The sequence below is a fragment of the Streptomyces sp. NPDC054834 genome (genome assembly GCF_053611185.1).
This window is the reverse complement of the sequence record NZ_JBSGZV010000033.1, coordinates 1-20,657: the sequence shown is the minus strand read 5'-3', so window position 1 is coordinate 20,657 and position 20,657 is coordinate 1. Positions and strand designations below refer to the sequence as shown.

Sequence of the window (20,657 nt, the reverse complement as noted above, 5' to 3'; positions counted from 1 at the left end):
GAAAAGTCTCCCCGGCGCCCCGTGCGACGGACGACGACGGACGACGGACGACGACGGACGACGGCCACGATGTAGAACTCGCCGGCGCCTACGATCCCGCGCGACGGCGGGGACACCGGCGTCGCCCGGGGCCTGATCGTCCTCATCCGGGGTGGGGAACGTCTCCCGCCCCGGGCCCTGCGACCGGCGCGTCCGGCTCCCGTCCGCGGTCGGACATCCTTGCGGCCGGCACCGCGAGGACCACGGCGGCGAGACCCAGGCCGACGACGAAGGTGTTGATCCAGAAGTAGGCGGGGCTGCTCGGGTGGGTGCTGCCGTCGGCGAGGACACAGTCGAAGCGGAGCGGTACCCAGGAGGCCGTCTGACCCACGAGCACGCCGGGCGGGAAGTCGTCGCGGCACTCGAGGGCCGGTGTGGAGTCCGCGCCGGAGGAGGACTCGTGCACGGAGAACGCGACCGCTCCGGCGCCCAGCAGATAGAGGATGACGGCGGCCCAGCCCGCCATCCACGCCGACCAGCGCAGCAGCTCGAGCCGCCGGTCCGGGCGCCTGCCGGGGAGTGCCACGGACAGGATCTTGACGATGACGGCGATCACCCAGACGGGGACCGCGAGCCAGACCGCGATGCTCAGCAGGCCGAAGAAGGTGCCGAGCGGGGAATCGTCGTCCATCGGGCGATCTCAGCAGGGCCGGCCGGGCGGGGCGGTGACGGAAGCCATAGTTCCGGTCACAGGCTCGTCACAGCCGGCGGCCGGCGGGTCCCGGGACTCGTGAGCCGGGCACCGGGACCGGTCGGCCGGCGCGCTACGACAGCTGGGACTGGACCTGGCTGGAGATCAGCTCCAGGTGGTCCAGGTCGGCGAGGTCGAGAATCTGGAGGTAGATGCGCCGGGAGCCGATCCCGGCGTACCGGCCGATCTTTTCGACGACCTCGGCCGGGGTGCCCGCCAGGCCGTTGGCCTTCAGCTCGTCCACCTCGCGGCCGATCGCGGCGGCCCGGCGGGCGACCTCCCGGTCGTCCTTGCCGACGCAGACGACGAGGGCGTTGGAGTACGTCAGTTCGTCGGGACGACGGCCGGCCGCCTCGGCGGCGGCGCGCACCCGGCCGAACTGCTGCTCGCTGTCCTCGACCGAGGAGAAGGGCATGTTGAACTCGTCGCCGTACTGAGCGGCCAGCTTCGGGGTGCGGGTCGCACCCTGCCCGCCGATCAGCACCGGGATCCTCTGCTGGGCGGGCTTGGGCAGCGCGGGCGAGCCGGTGAGGTCGTAGTACGTGCCGTGGAAGTCGAAGGTGTCGCCGAGCTTGGTCTGCCACAGCCCGGTGACGATCGCCAGCTGCTCCTCGAGGCGGGCGAACTTCTCCTTCGGGAACGGGATGCCGTACGCCTTGTGCTCCTCCTCGAACCAGCCCGCGCCGAGGCCGAGTTCGACCCGGCCGCCGGACATCTGGTCGACCTGGGCGACCTGGATGGCGAGCACGCCCGGCAGCCGGAAGGTGCCGGCGGTCATCAGTGTGCCGAGGCGGATCCGCTTGGTCTCGCGGGCGAGACCGGCCAGGGTGATCCAGGCGTCGGTGGGGCCGGGGAGGCCGTCCACGTCGCCCATGCTGAGGTAGTGGTCGGAGCGGAAGAAGGCGTCGAAGCCGAGGTCCTCGGTGGCCTTCGCCACGGTGAGCAGGGTGTCGTAGGAGGCGCCCTGTTGGGGCTCGGTGAAGATTCGAAGGTCCATGGATCCATCCTGCACGCCGGTGGCCCCGTCAACCTCACCGGTACCCGGCGTCGCCATCCGCCACGGGCGGGTGAAAAGCGTCAACCCGTGCCCGGGGGCTGCCGGGGCCGGTGACCGGCCCCGGCGATGATCGTTGGGCGGTCGGTGCCGGACCGTCCGGCGCCCGCGCCGGACGGACGCGCCGCGCTGCTGCGGTCGCCGCCGTCGCGCGTCAGCCGCACCGGCCTCAGCGGGGCCGGGGGCCGAGGAAGCCGTGGTGTCCGAAGAGTCCGCAGAGTCCGCAGAGTCCGTCCCGCAGCAGGGTGGCTCCGCCGGTCGCCCGAAAGGGCTTCTCCAGCAGATGGAGGAGCTCATGGCGGCACTGAACGCGGACCTGTCCGTGCTGGACGCGGACCTTCAGTCGACGGTCACCCGGCCTCTCTCTCCGACAACGCCGCCTCCCTCGCCGCCAGCTTCCTGAGCATCTCCAGGACGCGGTCCCGGGACTCGTCCGCCGCGTCGATCGCCTCCATGCACTGCCAGTACGTCGCCTCGTCGGCCGCGGCACTGGCGATGCCGACGAGGGCGATACCGACCTCGCCGAGCAGGCCGCCGAGGCAGAGCAGGGCCTGGCGGGCGTCGTCCAGCTCGGTCAGCTGGGCGGCGCGCAGGTCGCCGGGGTCCAGGGCCGGCGTGTCCAGGACGCCGCAGCCCCGGCCCGCCAGCTCGGTCAGGCCCAGGGCCTCGCCCCGCAGTTCGGGCGGGCCGGAGACCGCGAGCCGGCTGCCGATCGCCTGGGCCAGGGCCTGCGCCTGCCACACCTCGGTCAGGGCCTGGGCCACCTCACTGCTGGCCGCCAGGGCACGCCTGCTCGCCACGATGAGTCGCACCGCGTCCATACGCTGCCCCCGTCCGTCCGCCGGAACTCACCTTGTTCACTACCCAGAGTGAGGGCGTGTGAGACGTGAAGCCAGAGGAAGACGGAAATTCCTGGACAACAATTCGGATTCGGCGAGCTTTTTGACTCCGTAGAGTAATAGCGGAGAGCGATCTTCAGCAGGGGTCTTCCGCAGGAGTGCTACGCGTCCCCGTCCCCCGGCACCGGGAACCTCCCCTCGTTCCGGTCGATCTTGGCGTCCAGCGCGGCCAGCGGGTCGATGCCGAGCACCTCGCACAGCTGGAGCAGATAGGCGAGCACGTCGGCGACCTCGTCCGTGACGCGGTGCGCGGTGCCGGGGTCGTCCATGACGCGGGCCGACTCCTCGGGCGTCAGCCACTGAAAGATCTCGACCAGTTCGGAGGCCTCCACGCTGAGGGCGGCCACGAGGTTCTTGGGGGTGTGGTAGGGCTGCCAGTTGCGGGCCGCCGCGAACTCGGCCAGCCGGCGCTGTAGTTTCGCCAGGTCCAGGGGTTCTGTCACGGCTTCAGATGTACCACCGTCACGCCCTCCGCCCCGGCGGTCCACGAGGCGTCCCCGACCGTCCCGAGGAGCCGGATGTGTCCGGCCCCGCAGGTCCACGCCGCCAGCCGCAGCAGCTCCGCCCGCTGCCGGGAGTCCAGCGCCCGGTCCAGACCGTCGGCGAGGACGGTGAGCGAGCGCAGCGCCGCGGGGACCTCGCCGGGCGGGTCGACGTCCAGCACGCTCGGGCCGGTGAGCAGGACCAGGGCCAGCGCCAGGTACCGGAGTTCACCGTCGCCGAGCCGCCCGAGGGCCGTACGGATGCCGTCGCCCCGGTCGAGCACCGCGCGTACGGTTCCGTCGCCCAGCGGTTCGGCCAGCAGGTCGGCGAGGGGGCCCGCGCAGCCGGCGCGCACCGACGCGACCAGCTGCGCGTGCCGTCGGCCGCACTCCGCGCGGGTGCGCCACAGGACGTCGGCGAGATTGCCGCAGCCGGACAGGAGCCGTCCGGAGCCCATGGGGACGGCGGCGCGCATCCCGTCGGGCCGGGGATCGCAGGCGAAGACCGAGCGGAGGGCGACGACCATCTGCTCGGCGGCGGCGAGCACCTGGCGCTGCCCGTCCGTCTTGCCGGCCACCCGCAGCGGGAGGAGCGGGGTACCGAGCCGGTCGTCGGGGAGCGGGGCGCGGGTCACCGGTGACGAGCCGGCCGTGTGCCAGGCGGCCTGCACCGTCCTGCGGCCCGGGTCGCGCAGGGCCGTCTCGAGCAGCACCAGCCCGCCCGCCGTCAACCGCTCGCCCACGATGCGCAACTCCGGCTCCGCCTGCACCGCGACGTCGAGCCGGACCGGGCCCTCGGCACCGTCGGCCGTACAGCCGATACGGAAGCCGCGGCGCCGCTGGGCATCGGGCCGGGCGCGCTCCGGCACGCAGGCGACCGGGTCCCGGAACGCCTCCGCGAGCTCGGCGCCGCCCCCGAGCCGGGCCAGCGCCTCGTACGCCTGGAGCGCCGTCGACTTCCCGCTGCCGCTCGGCCCGGCGAACAGGGTGAGCGGCCCGAGCGGAAACCCGGCCCGCCGGTGCCCGGCGAACGCGGAGAGCCGCAACTCGGTGATCCGCGGCCGCTCCCACGCGGACGACCCGGCGGACGGGACGGATCCCGGCACCGGGACCGGCCGGCCGCTCACGGCGGTCCGGACGGCCCCCGGCGGCGATTCGGGCCCACCGGCCCCGGCGGCAGGACCCGACGGAACGGATCCGGCCCGGTCAACGGCCGGCGAGCCCTGCGGCCGGGCCCCGGCGGACTCCGGCTCGGCGGCGCCGGGCCTGCCGGGCTCGGCGGACCGGGGTGCCCCGGTCCGCGGGTCGGAAGCGACGCTCCCGGACGGCGGGACCGAGGCGGACGGCACGGGTGCCGACGACGCGGATGACGGCTCCGGCTCGGCAGCCCGGACAGACACCGACGACGGCTCCGGCTCGGCGGCGCCTGCCGGTCCCGTCGGTGATTCGCGGCTGCCGGGCTCGGCGGACCGGGGTGCCCCGGTCCGCGGTTCGGGAGCGGCGCTCCCGGACGGCGGGACCGAGGCGGACGGCACGGGTGCCGACGACGCGGATGACGGTGGTACGGACGGCGGCGATGCTGACGGCGACTGCGATACGGGCATGTCCGGACCGTAGGACTGCGCGGGTACGGCGAACCGTTCCCTCCCGCGGACCTTCCTACGATCGGGGGACCGGGCCCGCCCGCGACCGCCGGCCGGGCTCACGTGCCCGACGCGCCCGCGCCCTCCATGAGCCCGCTGACCTCGGTACCGGGCGGGGTGAGCAGGAAGACGTTCCGGTCGACTCGGTGCATCCCGCTGCCCAGGCCGAAGACGACCCCGGTACTGAAGTCCAGGACGCGCTTGGCGACCTCGGTCTCGGCGCCCGACAGGTCGAGCAGCACGGGGGCGCCCGCCATGATCGTCTCGGCCACGTCGCGGGCGTCGGCGAACACATTGACCCGCAGCACCACGAACCGGCGGCGGGTCTCGGTCTCCGCGTCCGGCAGCGAGCGGTGGTTCACCGCGGACGGCCAGGCGTCACGGCCCCGCAGCGGCACGACCTGGGCGAGCCCTTCCCACTGTTCATCGGTGACGTCGTATCGGTTCACCGGCTCCCCCCGACCTGACTCGCACTCGTTGCCTGCACCGGTCAATTCTTACGCCAAGTCACCCGTTCGGCCCAACAGCGACACGAAGCGCGACCGCCTCACCCGTTTCTTTGCGCTCAAAGATAAGATATGTACGACATCACCGGTCGGCGTAGAACTCCACCGATTCCTGCCGGATCAGGGCTTCTTACCGCCCTCACACCGGACTCTTCACCTCCGCCCGCGCCCCGCTCACCGCCCCCCATTAGCGTCCGGTCTCGTGCACTTGGCAGAAACACAACGAGTGACACCCAGCCGGCGGACACAGTCGGCGGTGTCCGCCGTCCTGGACTCACCCGCGCAGTGGCACCGCGTACTGACCGTCCTGGCCGATGTCAGCCTCTTCATCGGCACCCGGGCGGTGTGGACGCAGGCAGCCACGCACCGCCTGGTCCTCGCGGCCGCCATCTCCCTTTGCTATGCCTCGATCCTGGTGACCGGCGTGCTCGCGCTGACGGTCCGCCGGGCCCGCTCACTGGCCCGCCTGGACCTGCTGGTGCTGGTGACGGCGGTGACGCTCACCGTGTGCACCTGGGCGCTGAACCACAACGGCGGCGACGAGGCGGCCCTGACCACGCAGGCCGCCAAGGAACTGGTGCACGGGCACCAGGTCTACGGCCGGCCCTGGCCCTGGCTCTTCGGCCACGGCGTCGCCCTGACCCCGACCATGGACGGCGGCTACGACTACACGTACGGCTATCCCCCGCTGGCCCCGCTGCTGACCGCGCCGCTGCTGTGGCTGGGGCACGCCGGTTCCGCCGCGACGGCCGCGAGCACCGGCGCGCTGATCGCCGGCACGGTCGTGCTGTGGCGCATGCTGCCGGTGCCGTGGCGGTCGGCGGCGACGATGGCCTGTCTGGGCTTCGGCTTCCTGCCGACGTACGCCCGGGTCGGCTACCCGGCGATCATGGGCCTGGCCCTGCTCATCCCGGTCGTGGTGCGCTGGCCCCACATCGGGCGGGGCGGACGGCTCGGCACGGCGGGGATCGCGCGGGCCGCGTGCCTGGGAGCCGCGTGCGCGGCGCAGCAACTGCCCTGGTTCGTCGCGCCGTTCCTGCTGGCCGGGATCTACGCGGTGCGCCGCGGCGAACTGGGCGCCCGGGCGGCGGCGCTGGTGCTGCTGCGCATCGCCGGGGTCGCGGCCACGGTCTGGCTGCTGATCAACACGTACTTCATCGTGCACGAGCCGGGCAGCTGGCTGTCCGGTATCGCGCTGCCGCTGACACAGGGCGCGGTGCTGCACGGGCAGGGCCTGGTGGGCGTCTCGCTGTACTTCACCGACGGCAGCGACCGGCTGGACTGGTACGGCTACGCGAGCATGCTGCTGGCGGCGGCCCTGCTCGCACTGTTCGTGCTGTTCATCAGGCGGCTGGGCCCGGCGGCGACGGTCCTGCCCTGGTGCGCCTTCTACCTGGCGACCCGCTCGCAGGACGGCTACTACCTGATGATGACCCCGCTGTGGCTGGCGGCGGCTGTCACCGTGCCCCTGTCGGACTTCGCGCGCGCCTGGCAGCCCTGGCCCCGGCCGCTGTCAGGGCCGCAGCGGCGCCCCACCCGGGTCGCCGCGGCCGCCCTGCTGCTCACCCCGGCACTGGCGAGCGCGGCCATGGCGGTGACGGGCACGCCTCCGCTGCGGATGGAGCTCGCCTCGGTGCACCGGGCCTCGGCGCGCGCGGTGTCGGCGGTGACCGTGCGGGTGACCAACACGGCGGACGGCGCCCTCACCCCGCACTTCATGTTCACCACGGGGCAGGGGATGAGCAGGTACTGGTCGCAGACAGGAGGCCCGGCCACGATCCCCGCGCACTCCACGGCGACGGTCGAACTCCGGGCGCCCGGCGGACGGTTCCCCCTGCCCCGCCCGAACGTCCGGATCCGGCTGCGCGCGTTCACGGCGAGCCCGCAGACCCTGACCAGCCAGGACGTGCGGCTCACCGGGGCCCGCCGCGCGGGCTGAGGTCAGGCCCCGGCGCGGATGAACCGGAGCGTGGCGGTCACCGTGGTCAGGCCGCGCATCATGCCCAGCTGGTTCCACTCCATGCCGAACTGGTCGCGGTCCACGGTGAACTCGGCCTCCAGCGTGAGCGCGTCGGCGGCCACGCCCGTCAGGCGGGCGGTGAGGGTCTGCGGCCGGCTGATGCCGCGGACCGTCAGCTGACCGGTGACGTGCGCGGTGTCGCCGGCGCGGAGTTCGGCGCCGCGCACGGCGAAGGTGACCTCCGGGTGGTGGTCGGCGTCGAAGAAGTCGGCGGAGCGCAGGTGGGTGTCGCGTTTGGCGTTCCCGGTGTCGAGGGAAGCGGCGTCCAGGGTGACGGTCCCGGTGGCGGAGCCGTCGGCCGCGACCTCACCCCGGCCGGCGACGGCGGCGAAGGTTCCCTTGACGGTGACCAGGCCCCAGAAGGTCTTGTGCCGTACGGCCACGGCGGAGGCGGTCGGGTCGAGCTGCCAGAGGCCTGTTTCCACGGCGACGGTCATGGTCGTACTCCCCATACAGTGATTCAAATTTGGATGACACCACGCTAGCCCCTCATCCAAATTTGAACAACAGGTAGACTCAAAAGCATGGCAGCCTCCGCCGAGCACCCCGCCGACCAGCCCGAATGTCCGTCCATGACCGGCACCGGACTACTCCCGCCGGAGCTGCGCGCCTGGATGGTCCTGCTGGCCGCGACCGGCACGGTGGAACAGCGCCTGCGCACCGTCGTGAAGGACACCCTCGACGTCTCCCACGACGAGTTCCTGATCCTGTGCCTGCTGGCCGAGCAGCCCGGCGGCCTGCGCATGACCCGGGTGGCCGACCTCCTGGGCCGCCCGAAGACCCGGCTGACCTACCAGATCGCCTGCCTCCAGCACGCCGGCCTGGTCACGCGCAAGTCCGTCTGCGGCGACAAGCGGGGCGTCGAGGTCGCCCTCACCGAGAAGGCCCGCGAACGGCTGCGGGAGACCTCCACCCTGCTGGCCGGGACCGTGAGACAGGCCCTCGCCGACTCCATGGGCACCGACCAGCGCGCGGCCATGTGCGCGCTGGTCCCGGACCTCGAGGACGACCCCTCCGGGGGCTGAGAGGCGCAGGTCACAGCCGCCGCGAGGGAAACGTCACAGCCCCCGCTCTGCTACCACTTGAGCGCCCTGCCCTAGCATCCGAGCATGACGGTCCTGCCTGACGACGGGCTCTCACTGGCCGCCGAGTTCCCTGACGCGACACACGAGCAGTGGCAACGCCTGGTCGAGGGTGTGCTGCGCAAGTCGGGCAAGGAAGTCTCGGGCGCGGCAGCTGAGGACGCTCTGTCCACGACGCTGGAGGACGGGCTGCGCACCCGGCCCCTGTACACGGCGCGCGATGCCGCGCCCGATCCCGGCCTGCCCGGTTTCGCCCCGTTCGTACGCGGCGGCCGCCCCGAAGGCAACACCGGGGGCGGCTGGGACGTGCGCCAACGGCACGCGGCGGCCGAGGACGGCGCGGTCCTGACCGACCTGGAGAACGGCGTCACCTCGCTCTGGCTCGTGGTGGGCGAGGGCGGAATCCCGGTGGCCTCGCTCGGCCGCGTGCTCGACGGCGTCTACCTCGACCTGGCGCCGGTCGTGCTCGACGCGGGCCGGGACGTGGAGGCCGCGGCCGAGGCACTGCTGCGGCTGTACGAGGAGCGGGGCGTGGACCCCAAGGCGGTGCGCGGCAGCCTCGGCGCCGACCCGCTCGGGTACCGGGCCCGCACCGGCTCGTCCCTGGACTTCGCGCCGGTCGCCGCGCTCGCCGCGCGCTGCGCCGAGTCGTACCCCGGGCTCCGCGCGCTGACCGTGGACGCGCTGCCGTACCACGAGGCGGGCGGCTCGGCCGCGCAGGAGCTGGGCCTGTCCCTGGCCACCGGCGTGGCCTACCTGCGGGAGCTCACCGAGGCGGGCCTCACCGTGGAACAGGCCGCGGGACAGCTGGAGTTCCGGTACGCGGCCACCGCCGACCAGTTCCTGACGATCGCCAAGCTGCGCGCGGCACGCCGGCTGTGGGCGCGGGTGGCCGAGGTGTGCGGGGCGCCGGGCGCGGGCGCGCAGGTGCAGCACGCCGTGACCTCGCCGGTGATGATGACCCGCCGCGACCCGTGGGTGAACATGCTGCGCACGACGGTGGCCACGCTGGCCGCCGGGGTCGGCGGCGCGGACGCCGTCACCGTGCTGCCGTTCGACCACGACCTCGGCCTGCCGGACGCGTTCGCCCGCCGTATCGCGCGCAACACCTCCACGATCCTGGTCGAGGAGTCGCACCTGGCCCGGGTGATCGACCCGGCGGGCGGCTCCTGGTACGTGGAGCGGCTGACCGACGAACTCGCCGAGGCGAGCTGGAAGTACTTCCGTTCGATCGAGGGCGACGGCGGCCCGGCGGCCGCCCTGCGCTCCGGCCGGATCCGCACGGACCTGGCGACGACCTGGGCGGAGCGCTCCAAGAAGCTGGCCAAGCGGCGCGAACCCATCACCGGCGTCAGCGAGTTCCCGCTCCTGGCGGAGAAGCCGGTGGAGCGCGAGCCCGCCCCCGAGCCGCCGTCCGGCGGGCTGCCGCGGGTGCGCCGCGACGAGGCGTACGAAACCCTGCGCGCCCGCTCGGACGCCCACCTCGCGGCGACCGGCGCCCGCCCCCGGATCTTCCTCGCCACGATCGGACCGGCCGCCGCGTACACCGCGCGCTCGACCTTCGCCGCCAACCTCTTCCAGGCGGGCGGCATCGAGCCGGTCACCGAAGGCCGCTTCGAGGACAGCGGCGCCACCGAGGCCGTGCTGTGCTCCAGTGACGCGCTGTACGGGGAGCAGGCCGAGCAGGCCGCCGAGTTCCTCAAGGCCTCCGGCGCCCGGCACGTGTTCCTCGCGGGCCGCCCCGCCGAGTACGCGGGCGTCGACAGTTATGTCTTCGCGGGCTGCGACGCCGTCACCGTCCTGTCCGCGACCCTGGACCGCATGGGAGTGTCCTGATGGGAATCCCCGACTTCTCCGGCATCGAGCTGGGGACACCCGTCGCCGGCGGCAGTGCCGAGGAGTGGCGTACGGCCGTCAAGCGGGCGACCGGGAGCGAAGAGCCGCTGTGGGAGACCCCGGAGGGCATCGGGGTCAAGCCGCTGTACACCGGGCGTGACCTGGAGGGCCTGGACTTCCTGGAGACGTACCCGGGCATCGCCCCGTATCTGCGCGGCCCGTACCCGACGATGTACGTCAACCAGCCCTGGACGATCCGCCAGTACGCGGGCTTCTCCACCGCCGAGGAGTCCAACGCGTTCTACCGGCGCAACCTGGCGGCCGGTCAGAAGGGCCTGTCGGTCGCCTTCGACCTGCCCACGCACCGGGGTTACGACAGCGACCACCCGCGCGTGACCGGTGACGTCGGCATGGCGGGCGTGGCCATCGACTCGATCTACGACATGCGGCAGCTGTTCGACGGCATCCCGCTGGACAAGATGACCGTGTCGATGACGATGAACGGCGCCGTGCTGCCGATCCTGGCGCTGTACATCGTGGCGGCGGAGGAACAGGGCGTACCGCCCGAGAAGCTGGCCGGGACCATTCAGAACGACATTCTGAAGGAGTTCATGGTCCGCAACACCTACATCTATCCGCCGAAGCCGTCGATGCGGATCATCTCCGACATCTTCGCGTACACCTCGCAGCGGATGCCCCGTTACAACTCGATCTCCATCTCCGGCTACCACATCCAGGAGGCGGGCGCGACGGCCGACCTGGAGCTGGCGTACACCCTCGCCGACGGCGTGGAGTACATCCGGGCCGGGCGGGAGGCGGGCCTGGACGTGGACGCGTTCGCGCCGCGGCTGTCCTTCTTCTGGGCGATCGGCATGAACTTCTTCATGGAGATCGCGAAGCTCAGGGCGGCCCGTCTGCTGTGGTCCAGGCTGGTCTCGCAGTTCGAGCCGAAGAACTCCAAGTCCCTCTCGCTGCGCACCCACTCGCAGACCTCCGGCTGGTCGCTGACCGCACAGGACGTGTTCAACAACGTCACGCGCACCTGCGTGGAGGCGATGGCGGCGACCCAGGGCCACACCCAGTCGCTGCACACCAACGCCCTCGACGAGGCCCTCGCGCTGCCCACCGACTTCTCGGCGCGCATCGCCCGCAACACGCAGCTGCTGATCCAGCAGGAGTCCGGCACCACCCGGGTCATCGACCCGTGGGGCGGCAGCGCGTACGTGGAGAAGCTGACGTACGACCTGGCGCGCAAGGCCTGGCAGCACATCCAGGAGGTCGAGCAGGCGGGCGGCATGGCGCAGGCCATCGACGCGGGCATCCCCAAGCTGCGCGTGGAGGAGGCCGCGGCCCGCACCCAGGCCCGGATCGACTCCGGACGGCAGCCGGTGATCGGCGTCAACAAGTACCGCGTGGACAGCGACGAGCAGATCGAGGTCCTCAAGGTCGACAACTCCTCGGTGCGGGCCCAGCAGATCGAGAAGCTGCGCCGGCTGCGCGAGGAGCGGGACGAGACCGCCTGCCGGGACGCTCTGGACGCGCTCACCCGGGCCGCCGACGGCAAGGACAACCTGCTGGAGCTGGCCGTGCACGCGGCCCGCGCCAAGGCGACCGTGGGCGAGATCTCCGACGCCCTGGAGAAGGTGTACGGCCGGCACGCGAGCCAGATCCGTACGATCTCCGGGGTGTACCGCAACGAAGCAGGGGAGTCCCCGAACGTGGACCGCACCCGTGCCCTGGTGGACGCCTTCGAGGAGGCCGAGGGACGCCGGCCGCGCATCCTGGTCGCCAAGATGGGCCAGGACGGCCACGACCGCGGCCAGAAGGTGATCGCGACCGGCTTCGCCGACCTCGGCTTCGACGTCGACGTCGGCCCGCTGTTCCAGACGCCGGAGGAGGTCGCCCGCCAGGCGGTCGAGGCGGACGTGCACGTGGTCGGCGTGTCCTCGCTGGCCGCCGGTCACCTCACGCTTGTACCGGCGCTGCGCGAGAAGCTCGCCGAGGAGGGCCGTGAGGACATCACGATCGTGGTCGGCGGGGTGATCCCGCCGCAGGACGTGCCGGTGCTGCTGGAGATGGGTGCGGCGGCCGTGTTCCTGCCCGGGACGGTGATCCCGGACGCGGCCCACGACCTGCTGAAGCGGCTGTCGGCCGACCTCGGCCACGATCTGTAGTCCCCATGGCAGCGATCGATCTCGACACGTATGTGAAGGGTGTGCTCGACGGGAAGCGGGCGATCGTGGCCCGCGCGATCACGCTCGTCGAGTCCACCCGTCCGCAGCACCGGGCGCTGGCGCAGGAGTTGCTCACCGAGCTGCTCCCGCACAGCGGCCGGGCGCGGCGGATCGGCATCAGCGGGGTGCCGGGCGTGGGCAAGTCGACGTTCATCGACGCGTTCGGCACGCTGCTGACCTCGCTGGGGCACCGGGTGGCGGTGCTGGCCGTGGACCCGTCCTCGACCCGCACCGGGGGCTCGATCCTGGGCGACAAGACCCGGATGGAGCGGCTGGCGGTGGACCCGGCGGCGTTCGTGCGGCCCTCCCCCAGCGCGGGCACGCTGGGCGGGGTGGCGAAGGCGACCCGCGAGTCCATGGTCGTGATGGAGGCGGCGGGCTACGACGTGATCCTGGTGGAGACCGTCGGCGTGGGCCAGTCGGAGACGGCGGTGGCCGACATGGTCGACTCCTTCCTCCTGCTGACCCTGGCCCGTACCGGCGACCAGTTGCAGGGCATCAAGAAGGGCGTTCTGGAGCTGGCCGACGTGATCGCCGTCAACAAGGCGGACGGCCCGCACGAGCGCGACGCCCGCGCCGCCGCCCGTGAACTGGCGGGCGCGCTCAGGCTGATGCACGGCAAGGACGCCTTCTGGACGCCGCCCGTGCTCAGTTGCAGCGCGCGTGAGTCGGCCGGCCTGGACACCGTCTGGGAGCGGCTCGAGCAGCACCGCACGCTGCTGGACTCCACCGGACGGCTCACAGCCAAGCGCCGTGACCAGCAGGTCGACTGGACCTGGGCGATGGTCCGCGACGAACTCCTCGGCCGGCTGGCGGCGGATCCCGCGGTGCGCGAGATGGCGCCCGGCCTGGAACAGGCGGTCAGAGACGGCTCCTTGACGGCCACGCTGGCTGCCGAACGAATCCTGGCGGCGTTCGAAGGGACGCCCGGCGACTCCTGACAACGGCCGGATCGTGAGCAGTACGTGGCACCCGGCCCGCGAGCGGTGTACGTCGCCCCACGACCTGGTCGGCCGCTTCGCGTGACCCGCCTGGCGTTGGCGGCCCACGCGAGTCCCGTCAGCGGCCGTGAACTCGACCGTGACGCCGTACGTCGACGCCTCCGGGCTGTGGTTGTGGGTCTCAGGTCCGGCCGACGGGATCCGTGCTGTCGCATCCACAGCGCTCGACGTGACCTTCACGTCCTTTGGAAGAGCCTGCGGGGTAGCGGTCCCGCTGTCCGTCGGCGGTGTTGTCCTGGGCGTGGACTCCCCGTGAGGCTTCCCGTCGGCGGGCCGGAGAGGTGACCCGCGGGGCGTGGCGGGGCGAACGGACGACCGGGCGGCGCAGACGCCGTCGGCTGACCAGCGGCACGCCGTGCGGTACGTGGGCATACGCTGGGAGGATGATGACCGGCATGTTGTCGGGGCCCGTGCGCTTCAGCACGATCGGACTGCCCGAGGCCCAGCGGGTCGCGCTGTGGGAGCATCACAACGCGACCGCGTTGATCGGTCTGCGCTGCCGGTCGCTGGACGACGAGGCCTTGGAGGCGACGGAGATCAACCTCCAGCTCCCCAGGGTGCATGTGGCCCGGGTGACGGGGAACCCCCACGTCGTCGAACGTACCCGCGCGGTCGTCCGGCGGCTGCCGTCCGAGGCCGTCGCCTGTTATCTGACGCTGGTGGGAGAGGCGTTCTTCTATCACGACGACGGCGTACAGGTGGTCCGGCCGGGGCAGTTGATCGTGTGCGACGCGGACCGGCCCTTCATGCGTGGCTTCTCCCAGGGCCTTGAGGAGCTGGCCGTGAAGGTGCCACGTCAGGTGTGGCGGGAGATCGCCGGGCCGGAGCCACTGGCCCGCCCCCGGGTGTTCGACTTCGGTGACGGCGACCTTCAGGCCAGGACGCTGGCGCGGCTGGCCGGCCGCGCCGTGCACCCCGAGACGTCCCGGCCGGTCGACGAGGACACCCTGCTGGATCTGCTCGCCGGCGTGGTGACCGGCCGACCGGCCGCGCTCTCCGCAGTGCATCTGGCGATGGCCAAGGCCTACGCCGAGGACCACCTGGGCGACAGCGGGCTCAACGCGGCCCGGATCGCCAGGGGCATCGGGATCAGCGAGCGGCATCTGTCGCGGGTGTTCGCGGCGGGCGGTACGACGGTCCCGCGGTACCTGCTGGCACGCCGGCTGGAGGGAGCGCGGGCGCTGCTGGCCGGGGGCGGGAACCCGACCGTCGCCGAGGTGGCCGCGCGCTGCGGCTTCGGTTCGCCCTCCCGCTTCTCGCACCGGTTCAAGGAGCGGTACGGGGTGCGCGCCACCGATGTGCTGCGGGAGGCCCGGGCGGGCGGCTGACGGCTGCCGGCCTGAGAAGGAGCCTGCCGGCCTGAGAAGAGCCTGACCCGCCGCCCGCCCTGGGCGGTCAGGCGCCGTCCGGTGCGAGCACGATGTCGAACCCGACCCGGGACCAGGCGCGCCCCGCCAGGTCCCGCCCGTCGGGTGCCGGTGTGTCCGGGCGCTGCCGCCGGAATTCCTTGACCAGGGACTCCTTGACGCCGAACACCGCGTCGTGTTCCAGGAGTTCGTCGCCCCGCACGAAGATGTGCGTGACCAGGGTGCGCAGGCCGGGCGCGCTGACCATGAAGTGCAGATGCGAGGCCCGCATCGGCGAACGCCCGGTCGCCGCCAGCAGCTCACCCACCGGTCCGTCGTGCGGGATCGGGTACGGAGTCGGGGTCAGGGCCCAGAAGCGGTAGCCGCCGTCCGCCCCGGTGAACAGGTGCCCACGGGCGGCCGTGCGGTCGTCACCGTACTGCGTGTCGTAGAAGCCGTCCTCGTCGGCCTCCCACACCTCGACGCGCGCGCCGGGGACCGGCTTGCCGGTGCTGTCGGTGACAGTGCCCTCCACCCAGCAGGGCTCACCGGCGGCGCCGAACGCGAGGTCCCCGCCGCTCGCGATCTCCGGGCTGTCCTCGACGAAGAAGGGCCCGAAGACGGTGGCCTCGGTGGCGTCGCCGTACGCCTGGTTGTTGACGGCGACGGTCTGCATGGAGGCACCGAGCACGTCCGAGAGGAGGATGAACTCCTGTCGCCGGTCGTCGGTGATGTGCCCGGCCCGGGTGAGGAACTCGATCCCCTTGCTCCACTCGTCCTCCGTCAGCCGCACCTCCCGGACGAACGCGTGCAGATGGCGCACCAGGGCCTCCATGACCTCCTTGAGACGTGGATCGGTGCAATCGCCGAACGAGTCGAGGACCTGCCCGGTGATCTCGGCCTCCCGCGCCTGCTGCTCAGCGGGGACGGCGGCCCGGGTCTCGCTGGTCATGGCCGTGCTCCTTCCCAGGCCGCGCGCACCAGCCGGAGGACCGGTCCGAGCGTGACGGCCCGCGGGTTGTCGGGCGGGGCGGCGGCGACGATCGCCTCCGCCGCCGGGGCGATGCCGTCCTCGGGCATACCGAGGTCGCGCAGGGCGCGCGGCGGGTCCAACTCGTCGTACAGCAGGGCCAGTCCGGCGGTCGCCGTCGGCGCGTCGAAGGCCGCCGCGAGCCGTCGCTCGGCCTCGGGGGCGTGCGGTGCGTTGAAGGCGAGGACGTGGGGGAGGACGACGGCGTGGGTCTGGGCGTGCGGCAGGTCGAACATGCCGCCGAGGACGTGGCAGATCTTGTGGTGGAGTCCCGAGCCGGCGGACGCGAAGGCGGTCGCGGAGAGGTACGCGCCGTACAGCGCCCGCTCCCGGCCGTCCAGCCCCTGCGGCTCCTCGGCGATCAGCGGCAGTCCGGTGCGCAGGGCCCGGACCCCCTCGGCCGCCAGGGCCTGGTCGATCGGGTCGGTACGGGGTGCCCACATCGAGTCGACGCAGTGGGCGAGGGCGTTGAGCCCCGAGGCCACGCTCATGCCGACCGGGAGGGACAGGGTCAGAGCGGCGTCGTAGACGACGGCGCGGGGCAGCACCCGCGGGTCCGTGCCGGTCGTCTTGCGGGCGTCCTCGGTCAGGCCCCAGACCGCGGTGGCCTCGGAGCCGGCGTAGGTGGTCGGCACCGCGACCACCGGGATCCCGGAGGTCAGGGCGACCGCCTTGGCGAGACCGGTCGTCGAACCGCCGCCGACGGCGACCACGACGTCCACGTCGTGCTCCGTGGCCGCCGCACGGGCCCGCTCGGCCACCGCGACCGGGACGTGCATGACGACATCGCCGTCCCGGTCGTGCCAGTGCACGACGGCCAGCCCGTCCGCGATCTCGCGGGCTACGGCGCGTGCGGCCGGATCCGCGATCACCATCGGCCGCAGGCCGCCGAGGAACCCGACTTCGGCGGCCAGGCCGGCGGCCGCCCCACCGGAGGCGAACCGGACGCGCTGCGGCAGGGTCTCATGGTCGAAGCGCACCGGCTCAGGCCCTTCCCAGTACGGCGGTCAGGGCGTCGCGCAGCCGGCCCTCCGGATCGTCCGGCAGGGTCATCGCACGCCAGGCGATGTGCTTGTCAGGGCGGACCAGCAGCACCCCGCTCTCCTCGACCTCGCGCAGCTTGGCCCAGTCGTAGTAGAGGTCGGTGACCTCGCGGCCCGGGCCGATGACGACCGTGGCCAGCGGCACACCGAGTTCCGGGCCGACCTTCTCGGCCGCGCGCTCCCACGCCTCGCCCGCGATGCCGGTGATGAGCGTCCAGCGGTCGTACGGCGCCAGGTCCATCAGCGCCTTCCGGTGCGCGCTGTCCCCGACCCAGGCGTGCGGCAGATGCGAGCCCGGCACCGTGGACATCTCGTAGAAGAGGTCGGGGTCGCGCAACGGGACAGGCGGCGCGCTGCCGTCGGAGAGGATCGCCTGCGAGGTGTAGAACTGGCCGAGTTCGACGCCGTGCGCGTTGAACTCGTAGTTCTTCAGGTCCATCGCGCGCACGAGCGCGGCCCGTTTGGCGGCGCCCTCGGGGGTGTTGGCCTTGCGTTCCTCGATCGCGGCCGTCATCTCGGCCTCCGTCGTGGCGTCGAGGACACCGAGGGCCTTGAAGATGTCCACGAACTCACGGCTCGACCTGTTGGCCCGCTTCACGATCCGCTCGGCCACCTGCGCCCGCTCGGCGGAGTAGGTGTCGAGCAGCGTGGGATCCGCCTGGCCCTTGAGGACGGCGGCCAGCTTCCACACGAGGTTGTAGGCGTCCTGCACCGAGGTGTTGGAGCCGAGGCCGTTGCTCGGCGGGTGCCGGTGGACGGCGTCGCCCGCGCAGAACACCCGGCCGCTGTGCAGGCGGGTGGCGTACATCTCGTTGTTGCCCCACAGGCTGGTGCCGGTGATCTCGACCTCCAGATCGGGCATGCCGAGGAGGTTGCGGACGATCTGGACCGCCGCCGCCTCGTCGACCTGCGGGGGTTCCTCGGCGATGTCGTAGCCCCACACGATCAGCCACTCGTTCCAGGGACGGACCATCCGGACCAGCCCCGCACCGATCCCGCCGACGTTCGAGCCGGGCTGGATCACCCAGTAGAGGACCGAGGGCCGGTGGGAGACGTAACGGCTGAGGTCGGCCTTGAACGTGATGTTCATCGAGCCGGCGACGTCCATCGCCCCCTCGAAGGGCAGACCGATGTCGGCGGCGACCATGGAACGGGCACCGTCGGCGCCGATCAGGTACTTGGCACGGATCAGGTGCGCCTTCCCCGTCAGCCGGTCGAGGACGTCGACGGTGACGCCCTCGGCGTCCTGCGTGTGGGAGAGGTACTCGGTGGAGAACCGCACCTGGGTGCCGCGCCGCGCGGCGTTGCGGACCAGGATCGGTTCCAGGTAGGTCTGCGGGATGTCAACGGTGAGACAAGGCGAGGCGAGCCGGTAGTCCGCCTCGCGGTCCGGGCGGGTGCCCCAGGTGTGGATCCGGCCGATCTCCTCCCCGGCGATGCTGGTGCAGAACACCGTGTCGCCGACGAGGTCGTGTTCCGTGGCGTCGGCGAGCACCTGGTCCTCGATGCCCAGGTCGCGGAAGACCTCCATGGCCCGCTGGTTGGTGATGTGGGCCCGCGGGGTGTTCGCCGTCCAGCGGTACTTGGTGATCATGGTGTTGTCCACGCCGAGCGTGGAGAGCAGCAGGGCCGCGGCGGCGCCCGCCGGTCCGGATCCCACGACCACGACGTCCGTGGTCATGACCGGACCGGCCGGGAGTTCGGTCTCCGCGGTCCCGTCGTTGAATTCCGGCATCCTGGGCACCTTTCGTCCGTCCGGCATCGTCGCCGGTGGCTTCACTGTGCGGCCGGCGACGCCTGGTGACAGCGGTCACACGCGTTCTCGGCGGAAACCGCAAGACATGGCGGATCCGGGAAGATCGGTGGGCCACTACTGCGCGGGACGGTGACCGGGCGCGTCCGCGGGGTCGGCCACGGACGCACCCAGCGCATCGAACTCGGCGATGAACCGTTGCCGCAGCGCGGCCTTGTCGGCGTCGGGCAGCCAGCAGGCGTCGACGCCGGCGAGTGACATGGCGCGCAGCGCCGACCGGCTCAGACCCAGGTCGTCGGCGGCGATCCGGTACTCGTCGGCCAGCGTCGTCGGGAACAGACCAGGGTCGTCGTCGGCGATGATCACATTCAGCCCGGCGTCGACCATCGCCGCGACGGACGCCCGGCGCCAGGGCCGCCAGGAGCGGCGTGAAGTGGTGAACGCGACGACGAACGGCACACGTTCGGCGCGGCACCGGGCCACCACCTCGTCGTCCTCCAGCACGTAGTAGCCGTGATCGATGCGGTCACAGCCGAGCAGGTCCAGGCAGGTGACGGTGTTGACCGCCACCGGCGCGTGCTCGGACGAGTGCGCGGTGCGGCGCAGCCCCGCCTGCCCCGCCAGCCGGAAGGCGTCCGCGAACCGCTCCGGAGGGCCGACCGTCTCCAGGTTGTCCAGACCGATCCCGGCGACGTACTCGTGGGGGTTGTCCACCACCTCGCGCACCCGCGCCAGGGCCTGCTCGGCTGTGGTGCTGCGGTCGACGGCGGCGATGAGCCGGCCGCTCATGCCGAAGTCCCGCTCGGCCAGCCGGACTCCCTCCGCGTACGCTTCCACCGCGCCCCGGTAGCCGAGAGAACGCAAGTGCGGCGGCACGCCGTCGAACGACAGCTCCAAGTGGCGTACGGAACTGGTGCGGTGGGCCGCCTCGAACGCCTCGTAGGTGATCCGCGTCAGGTCCTCGGCGTCCCGAAGCGCTTCGGTGACCCACCCTGACACCTGGAAGAGCGAGTAGGACACTTCCGGCTCGTCGGCGGCTCGCCCGCGCGGCACCGGGATGCGGGTGTTCTCGTACAGTTCCGGGTCCGGCGGAAGCGAGTTGACGTCCCGGAAGATCGTCTCGGGAGCCGCCGGAAGGTCGAGCCGGTGACGCCGGGCGAGTTCGGCGAACGTCTCGGACCGTACGGTGCCGATCAGATGGCAGTGCAGGTCCGTCTTCGGCATCCGCCAACGCACCTCGGTCGTCGTTCTTCTCGGCAGTGCGGACGCGCTGCCGGCCGACGGATGCGGACGGTCGGTGTGCCACGAGGTCATCGACTGCCGTGCGGGGCCGAAGTGCCTCTGGTGGTTCCCTGCCGCATCCGTGACCAAGATCTTCGCTACGAGGTTCTCGGCATCGCGTCCACATGGATCGACTCTTTCTCGCCAGGGACGAGTGGCGCCGTGAGACCGGAGCTCGCCCCCCACGTGCCCTTCCCGAAGGCCGGGCCCTGCTCACTGGCACCATGACGAGCAGCGCGAAGGGCCGGTCCCGCTCGCGTCCGGCGGACGCCGGCGGCGAGCGGCCTCCCAAGGCTGAGAAGTGCGCGTCGGATTGCCGCTGGAGCGGGTCCGTCGAGCGGGACCCCCGCGGGCGCATCTCGTCTGCGGTCTGCTGGTGCCTCCAGGTTTCACCGTGGTCGAGTCGCTGATTTCTGCACCCTGTCGATCCTCCACGCGCTGGGCGCGGGCTCCCTGTACCTGCAATGCGCCGCGTTGCTCGCCCTGATGAGCATGGCGGTCGCCGTTCTCGGCCCCAAGACCAACGCGGTCCGTCTGAAAGGAATCTGACCTCCTGCACCGCACTCGTCATCGACGGCTGCGGGCGCACCCACCGGACCAGAAAGGCATGCACGTGAACGGCACCGTTCCTAATCAGTGAGCAGGAGTGAGTCTTGGACCCAAACCTGGTCACTGCGGACATCCCGAACGGTTTTGGGTGTCCTGGTCGCCCGCGTA

The 20,657-nt window shown here is 72.2% G+C and carries 18 protein-coding genes; 7 read left to right on the top strand and 11 right to left on the bottom strand.

Annotated elements, in window-relative coordinates; translation table 11 throughout:
- Nucleotides 1-142: 142 nt before the first annotated feature.
- Together ACWGJM_RS33540 and ACWGJM_RS33535 are read right to left on the bottom strand one after the other, a co-directional pair.
- A complete protein-coding gene (locus ACWGJM_RS33540) occupies nt 143-670 on the bottom strand; it encodes a hypothetical protein (protein WP_453415524.1) in 528 nt (175 codons plus the stop codon).
- A 133-nt stretch (nt 671-803) separates the two neighbouring features.
- Nucleotides 804-1,727 carry an LLM class F420-dependent oxidoreductase gene (locus ACWGJM_RS33535; protein ID WP_453415523.1) on the bottom strand — a complete coding sequence of 308 codons (924 nt, stop codon included), beginning with the start codon at nt 1,725-1,727 and terminating at the stop codon, nt 804-806.
- Between the two features lie 256 nt (nt 1,728-1,983).
- Here ACWGJM_RS33535 and ACWGJM_RS33530 point away from each other — a divergent pair, with 256 nt between their 5' ends.
- A complete protein-coding gene (locus tag ACWGJM_RS33530; RefSeq protein ID WP_453415522.1) occupies nt 1,984-2,187 on the top strand; it encodes a hypothetical protein in 204 nt (67 codons plus the stop codon).
- On the opposite strand, the gene ACWGJM_RS33525 is transcribed toward ACWGJM_RS33530, so the two are convergent.
- The 4 genes from ACWGJM_RS33525 to ACWGJM_RS33510 all read right to left on the bottom strand — a co-directional run bounded on the left by ACWGJM_RS33525 (nt 2,135) and on the right by ACWGJM_RS33510 (nt 5,257).
- Entirely contained in the window at nt 2,135-2,605 is a 471-nt protein-coding gene (locus ACWGJM_RS33525) for a DUF6099 family protein (protein WP_453415521.1), read from the bottom strand. The genes ACWGJM_RS33530 and ACWGJM_RS33525 overlap by 53 nt on opposite strands.
- Nucleotides 2,606-2,784: 179 nt before the next feature.
- Nucleotides 2,785-3,126, bottom strand: a complete 342-nt coding sequence (locus ACWGJM_RS33520; RefSeq protein ID WP_453415520.1) for a nucleotide pyrophosphohydrolase — start codon at nt 3,124-3,126, stop codon at nt 2,785-2,787.
- Complete coding sequence (locus ACWGJM_RS33515; protein ID WP_453415519.1) at nt 3,123-4,292, bottom strand: AAA family ATPase; 1,170 nt, start codon at nt 4,290-4,292, stop codon at nt 3,123-3,125. Before ACWGJM_RS33515 ends, ACWGJM_RS33520 begins: the two co-directional genes overlap by 4 nt.
- Nucleotides 4,293-4,867: 575 nt before the next feature.
- Nucleotides 4,868-5,257, bottom strand: coding sequence for a cell division protein SepF (locus ACWGJM_RS33510; RefSeq protein ID WP_453415518.1), 390 nt, complete (start codon nt 5,255-5,257; stop codon nt 4,868-4,870).
- 313 nt (nt 5,258-5,570) lie between these two features.
- On the opposite strand from ACWGJM_RS33510, the gene ACWGJM_RS33505 reads away from it, so the two are divergent.
- Nucleotides 5,571-7,253 carry a hypothetical protein gene (locus ACWGJM_RS33505; RefSeq protein ID WP_453415517.1) on the top strand — a complete coding sequence of 561 codons (1,683 nt, stop codon included), beginning with the start codon at nt 5,571-5,573 and terminating at the stop codon, nt 7,251-7,253.
- A 2-nt stretch (nt 7,254-7,255) separates the two neighbouring features.
- On the opposite strand, the gene ACWGJM_RS33500 is transcribed toward ACWGJM_RS33505, so the two are convergent.
- Entirely contained in the window at nt 7,256-7,771 is a 516-nt protein-coding gene (locus ACWGJM_RS33500) for a YceI family protein (protein WP_453415516.1), read from the bottom strand.
- A gap of 87 nt (nt 7,772-7,858) precedes the next feature.
- Here ACWGJM_RS33500 and ACWGJM_RS33495 point away from each other — a divergent pair, with 87 nt between their 5' ends.
- The 5 genes from ACWGJM_RS33495 (at nt 7,859) to ACWGJM_RS33475 (ending at nt 14,815) form a co-directional block, all read left to right on the top strand.
- Entirely contained in the window at nt 7,859-8,359 is a 501-nt protein-coding gene (locus ACWGJM_RS33495) for a MarR family winged helix-turn-helix transcriptional regulator (RefSeq protein ID WP_453415515.1), read from the top strand.
- A gap of 84 nt (nt 8,360-8,443) precedes the next feature.
- On the top strand, nt 8,444-10,252 hold the full coding sequence (locus ACWGJM_RS33490; RefSeq protein WP_453415514.1) for a methylmalonyl-CoA mutase family protein: 1,809 nt from the start codon (nt 8,444-8,446) through the stop codon (nt 10,250-10,252).
- Complete coding sequence (scpA, locus tag ACWGJM_RS33485) at nt 10,252-12,426, top strand: methylmalonyl-CoA mutase (RefSeq protein WP_453415513.1); 2,175 nt, start codon at nt 10,252-10,254, stop codon at nt 12,424-12,426. Before ACWGJM_RS33490 ends, scpA begins: the two co-directional genes overlap by 1 nt.
- Nucleotides 12,427-12,431: 5 nt before the next feature.
- Complete coding sequence (meaB, locus tag ACWGJM_RS33480) at nt 12,432-13,427, top strand: methylmalonyl Co-A mutase-associated GTPase MeaB (RefSeq protein WP_453415512.1); 996 nt, start codon at nt 12,432-12,434, stop codon at nt 13,425-13,427.
- A gap of 455 nt (nt 13,428-13,882) precedes the next feature.
- Nucleotides 13,883-14,815: an AraC family transcriptional regulator gene (locus ACWGJM_RS33475; protein WP_453415511.1), complete on the top strand. Its 933-nt coding sequence runs from the start codon at nt 13,883-13,885 to the stop codon at nt 14,813-14,815.
- Nucleotides 14,816-14,882: 67 nt separating this feature from the next.
- On the opposite strand, the gene ACWGJM_RS33470 is transcribed toward ACWGJM_RS33475, so the two are convergent.
- The 4 genes from ACWGJM_RS33470 to ACWGJM_RS33455 form a co-directional block, all read right to left on the bottom strand.
- Nucleotides 14,883-15,785, bottom strand: coding sequence for an intradiol ring-cleavage dioxygenase (locus ACWGJM_RS33470; RefSeq protein WP_453415510.1), 903 nt, complete (start codon nt 15,783-15,785; stop codon nt 14,883-14,885).
- The gene (locus tag ACWGJM_RS33465) at nt 15,782-16,843 is read right to left on the bottom strand and encodes a maleylacetate reductase (protein ID WP_453415509.1); all 1,062 of its coding nucleotides are present in this window, start codon (nt 16,841-16,843) and stop codon (nt 15,782-15,784) included. Before ACWGJM_RS33465 ends, ACWGJM_RS33470 begins: the two co-directional genes overlap by 4 nt.
- Before the next feature lie 4 nt (nt 16,844-16,847).
- A complete protein-coding gene (locus ACWGJM_RS33460) occupies nt 16,848-18,641 on the bottom strand; it encodes an FAD-dependent oxidoreductase (protein WP_453415508.1) in 1,794 nt (597 codons plus the stop codon).
- A gap of 135 nt (nt 18,642-18,776) precedes the next feature.
- A complete protein-coding gene (locus tag ACWGJM_RS33455) occupies nt 18,777-19,883 on the bottom strand; it encodes an adenosine deaminase family protein (protein WP_453415507.1) in 1,107 nt (368 codons plus the stop codon).
- Nucleotides 19,884-20,657 lie beyond the last annotated feature (774 nt).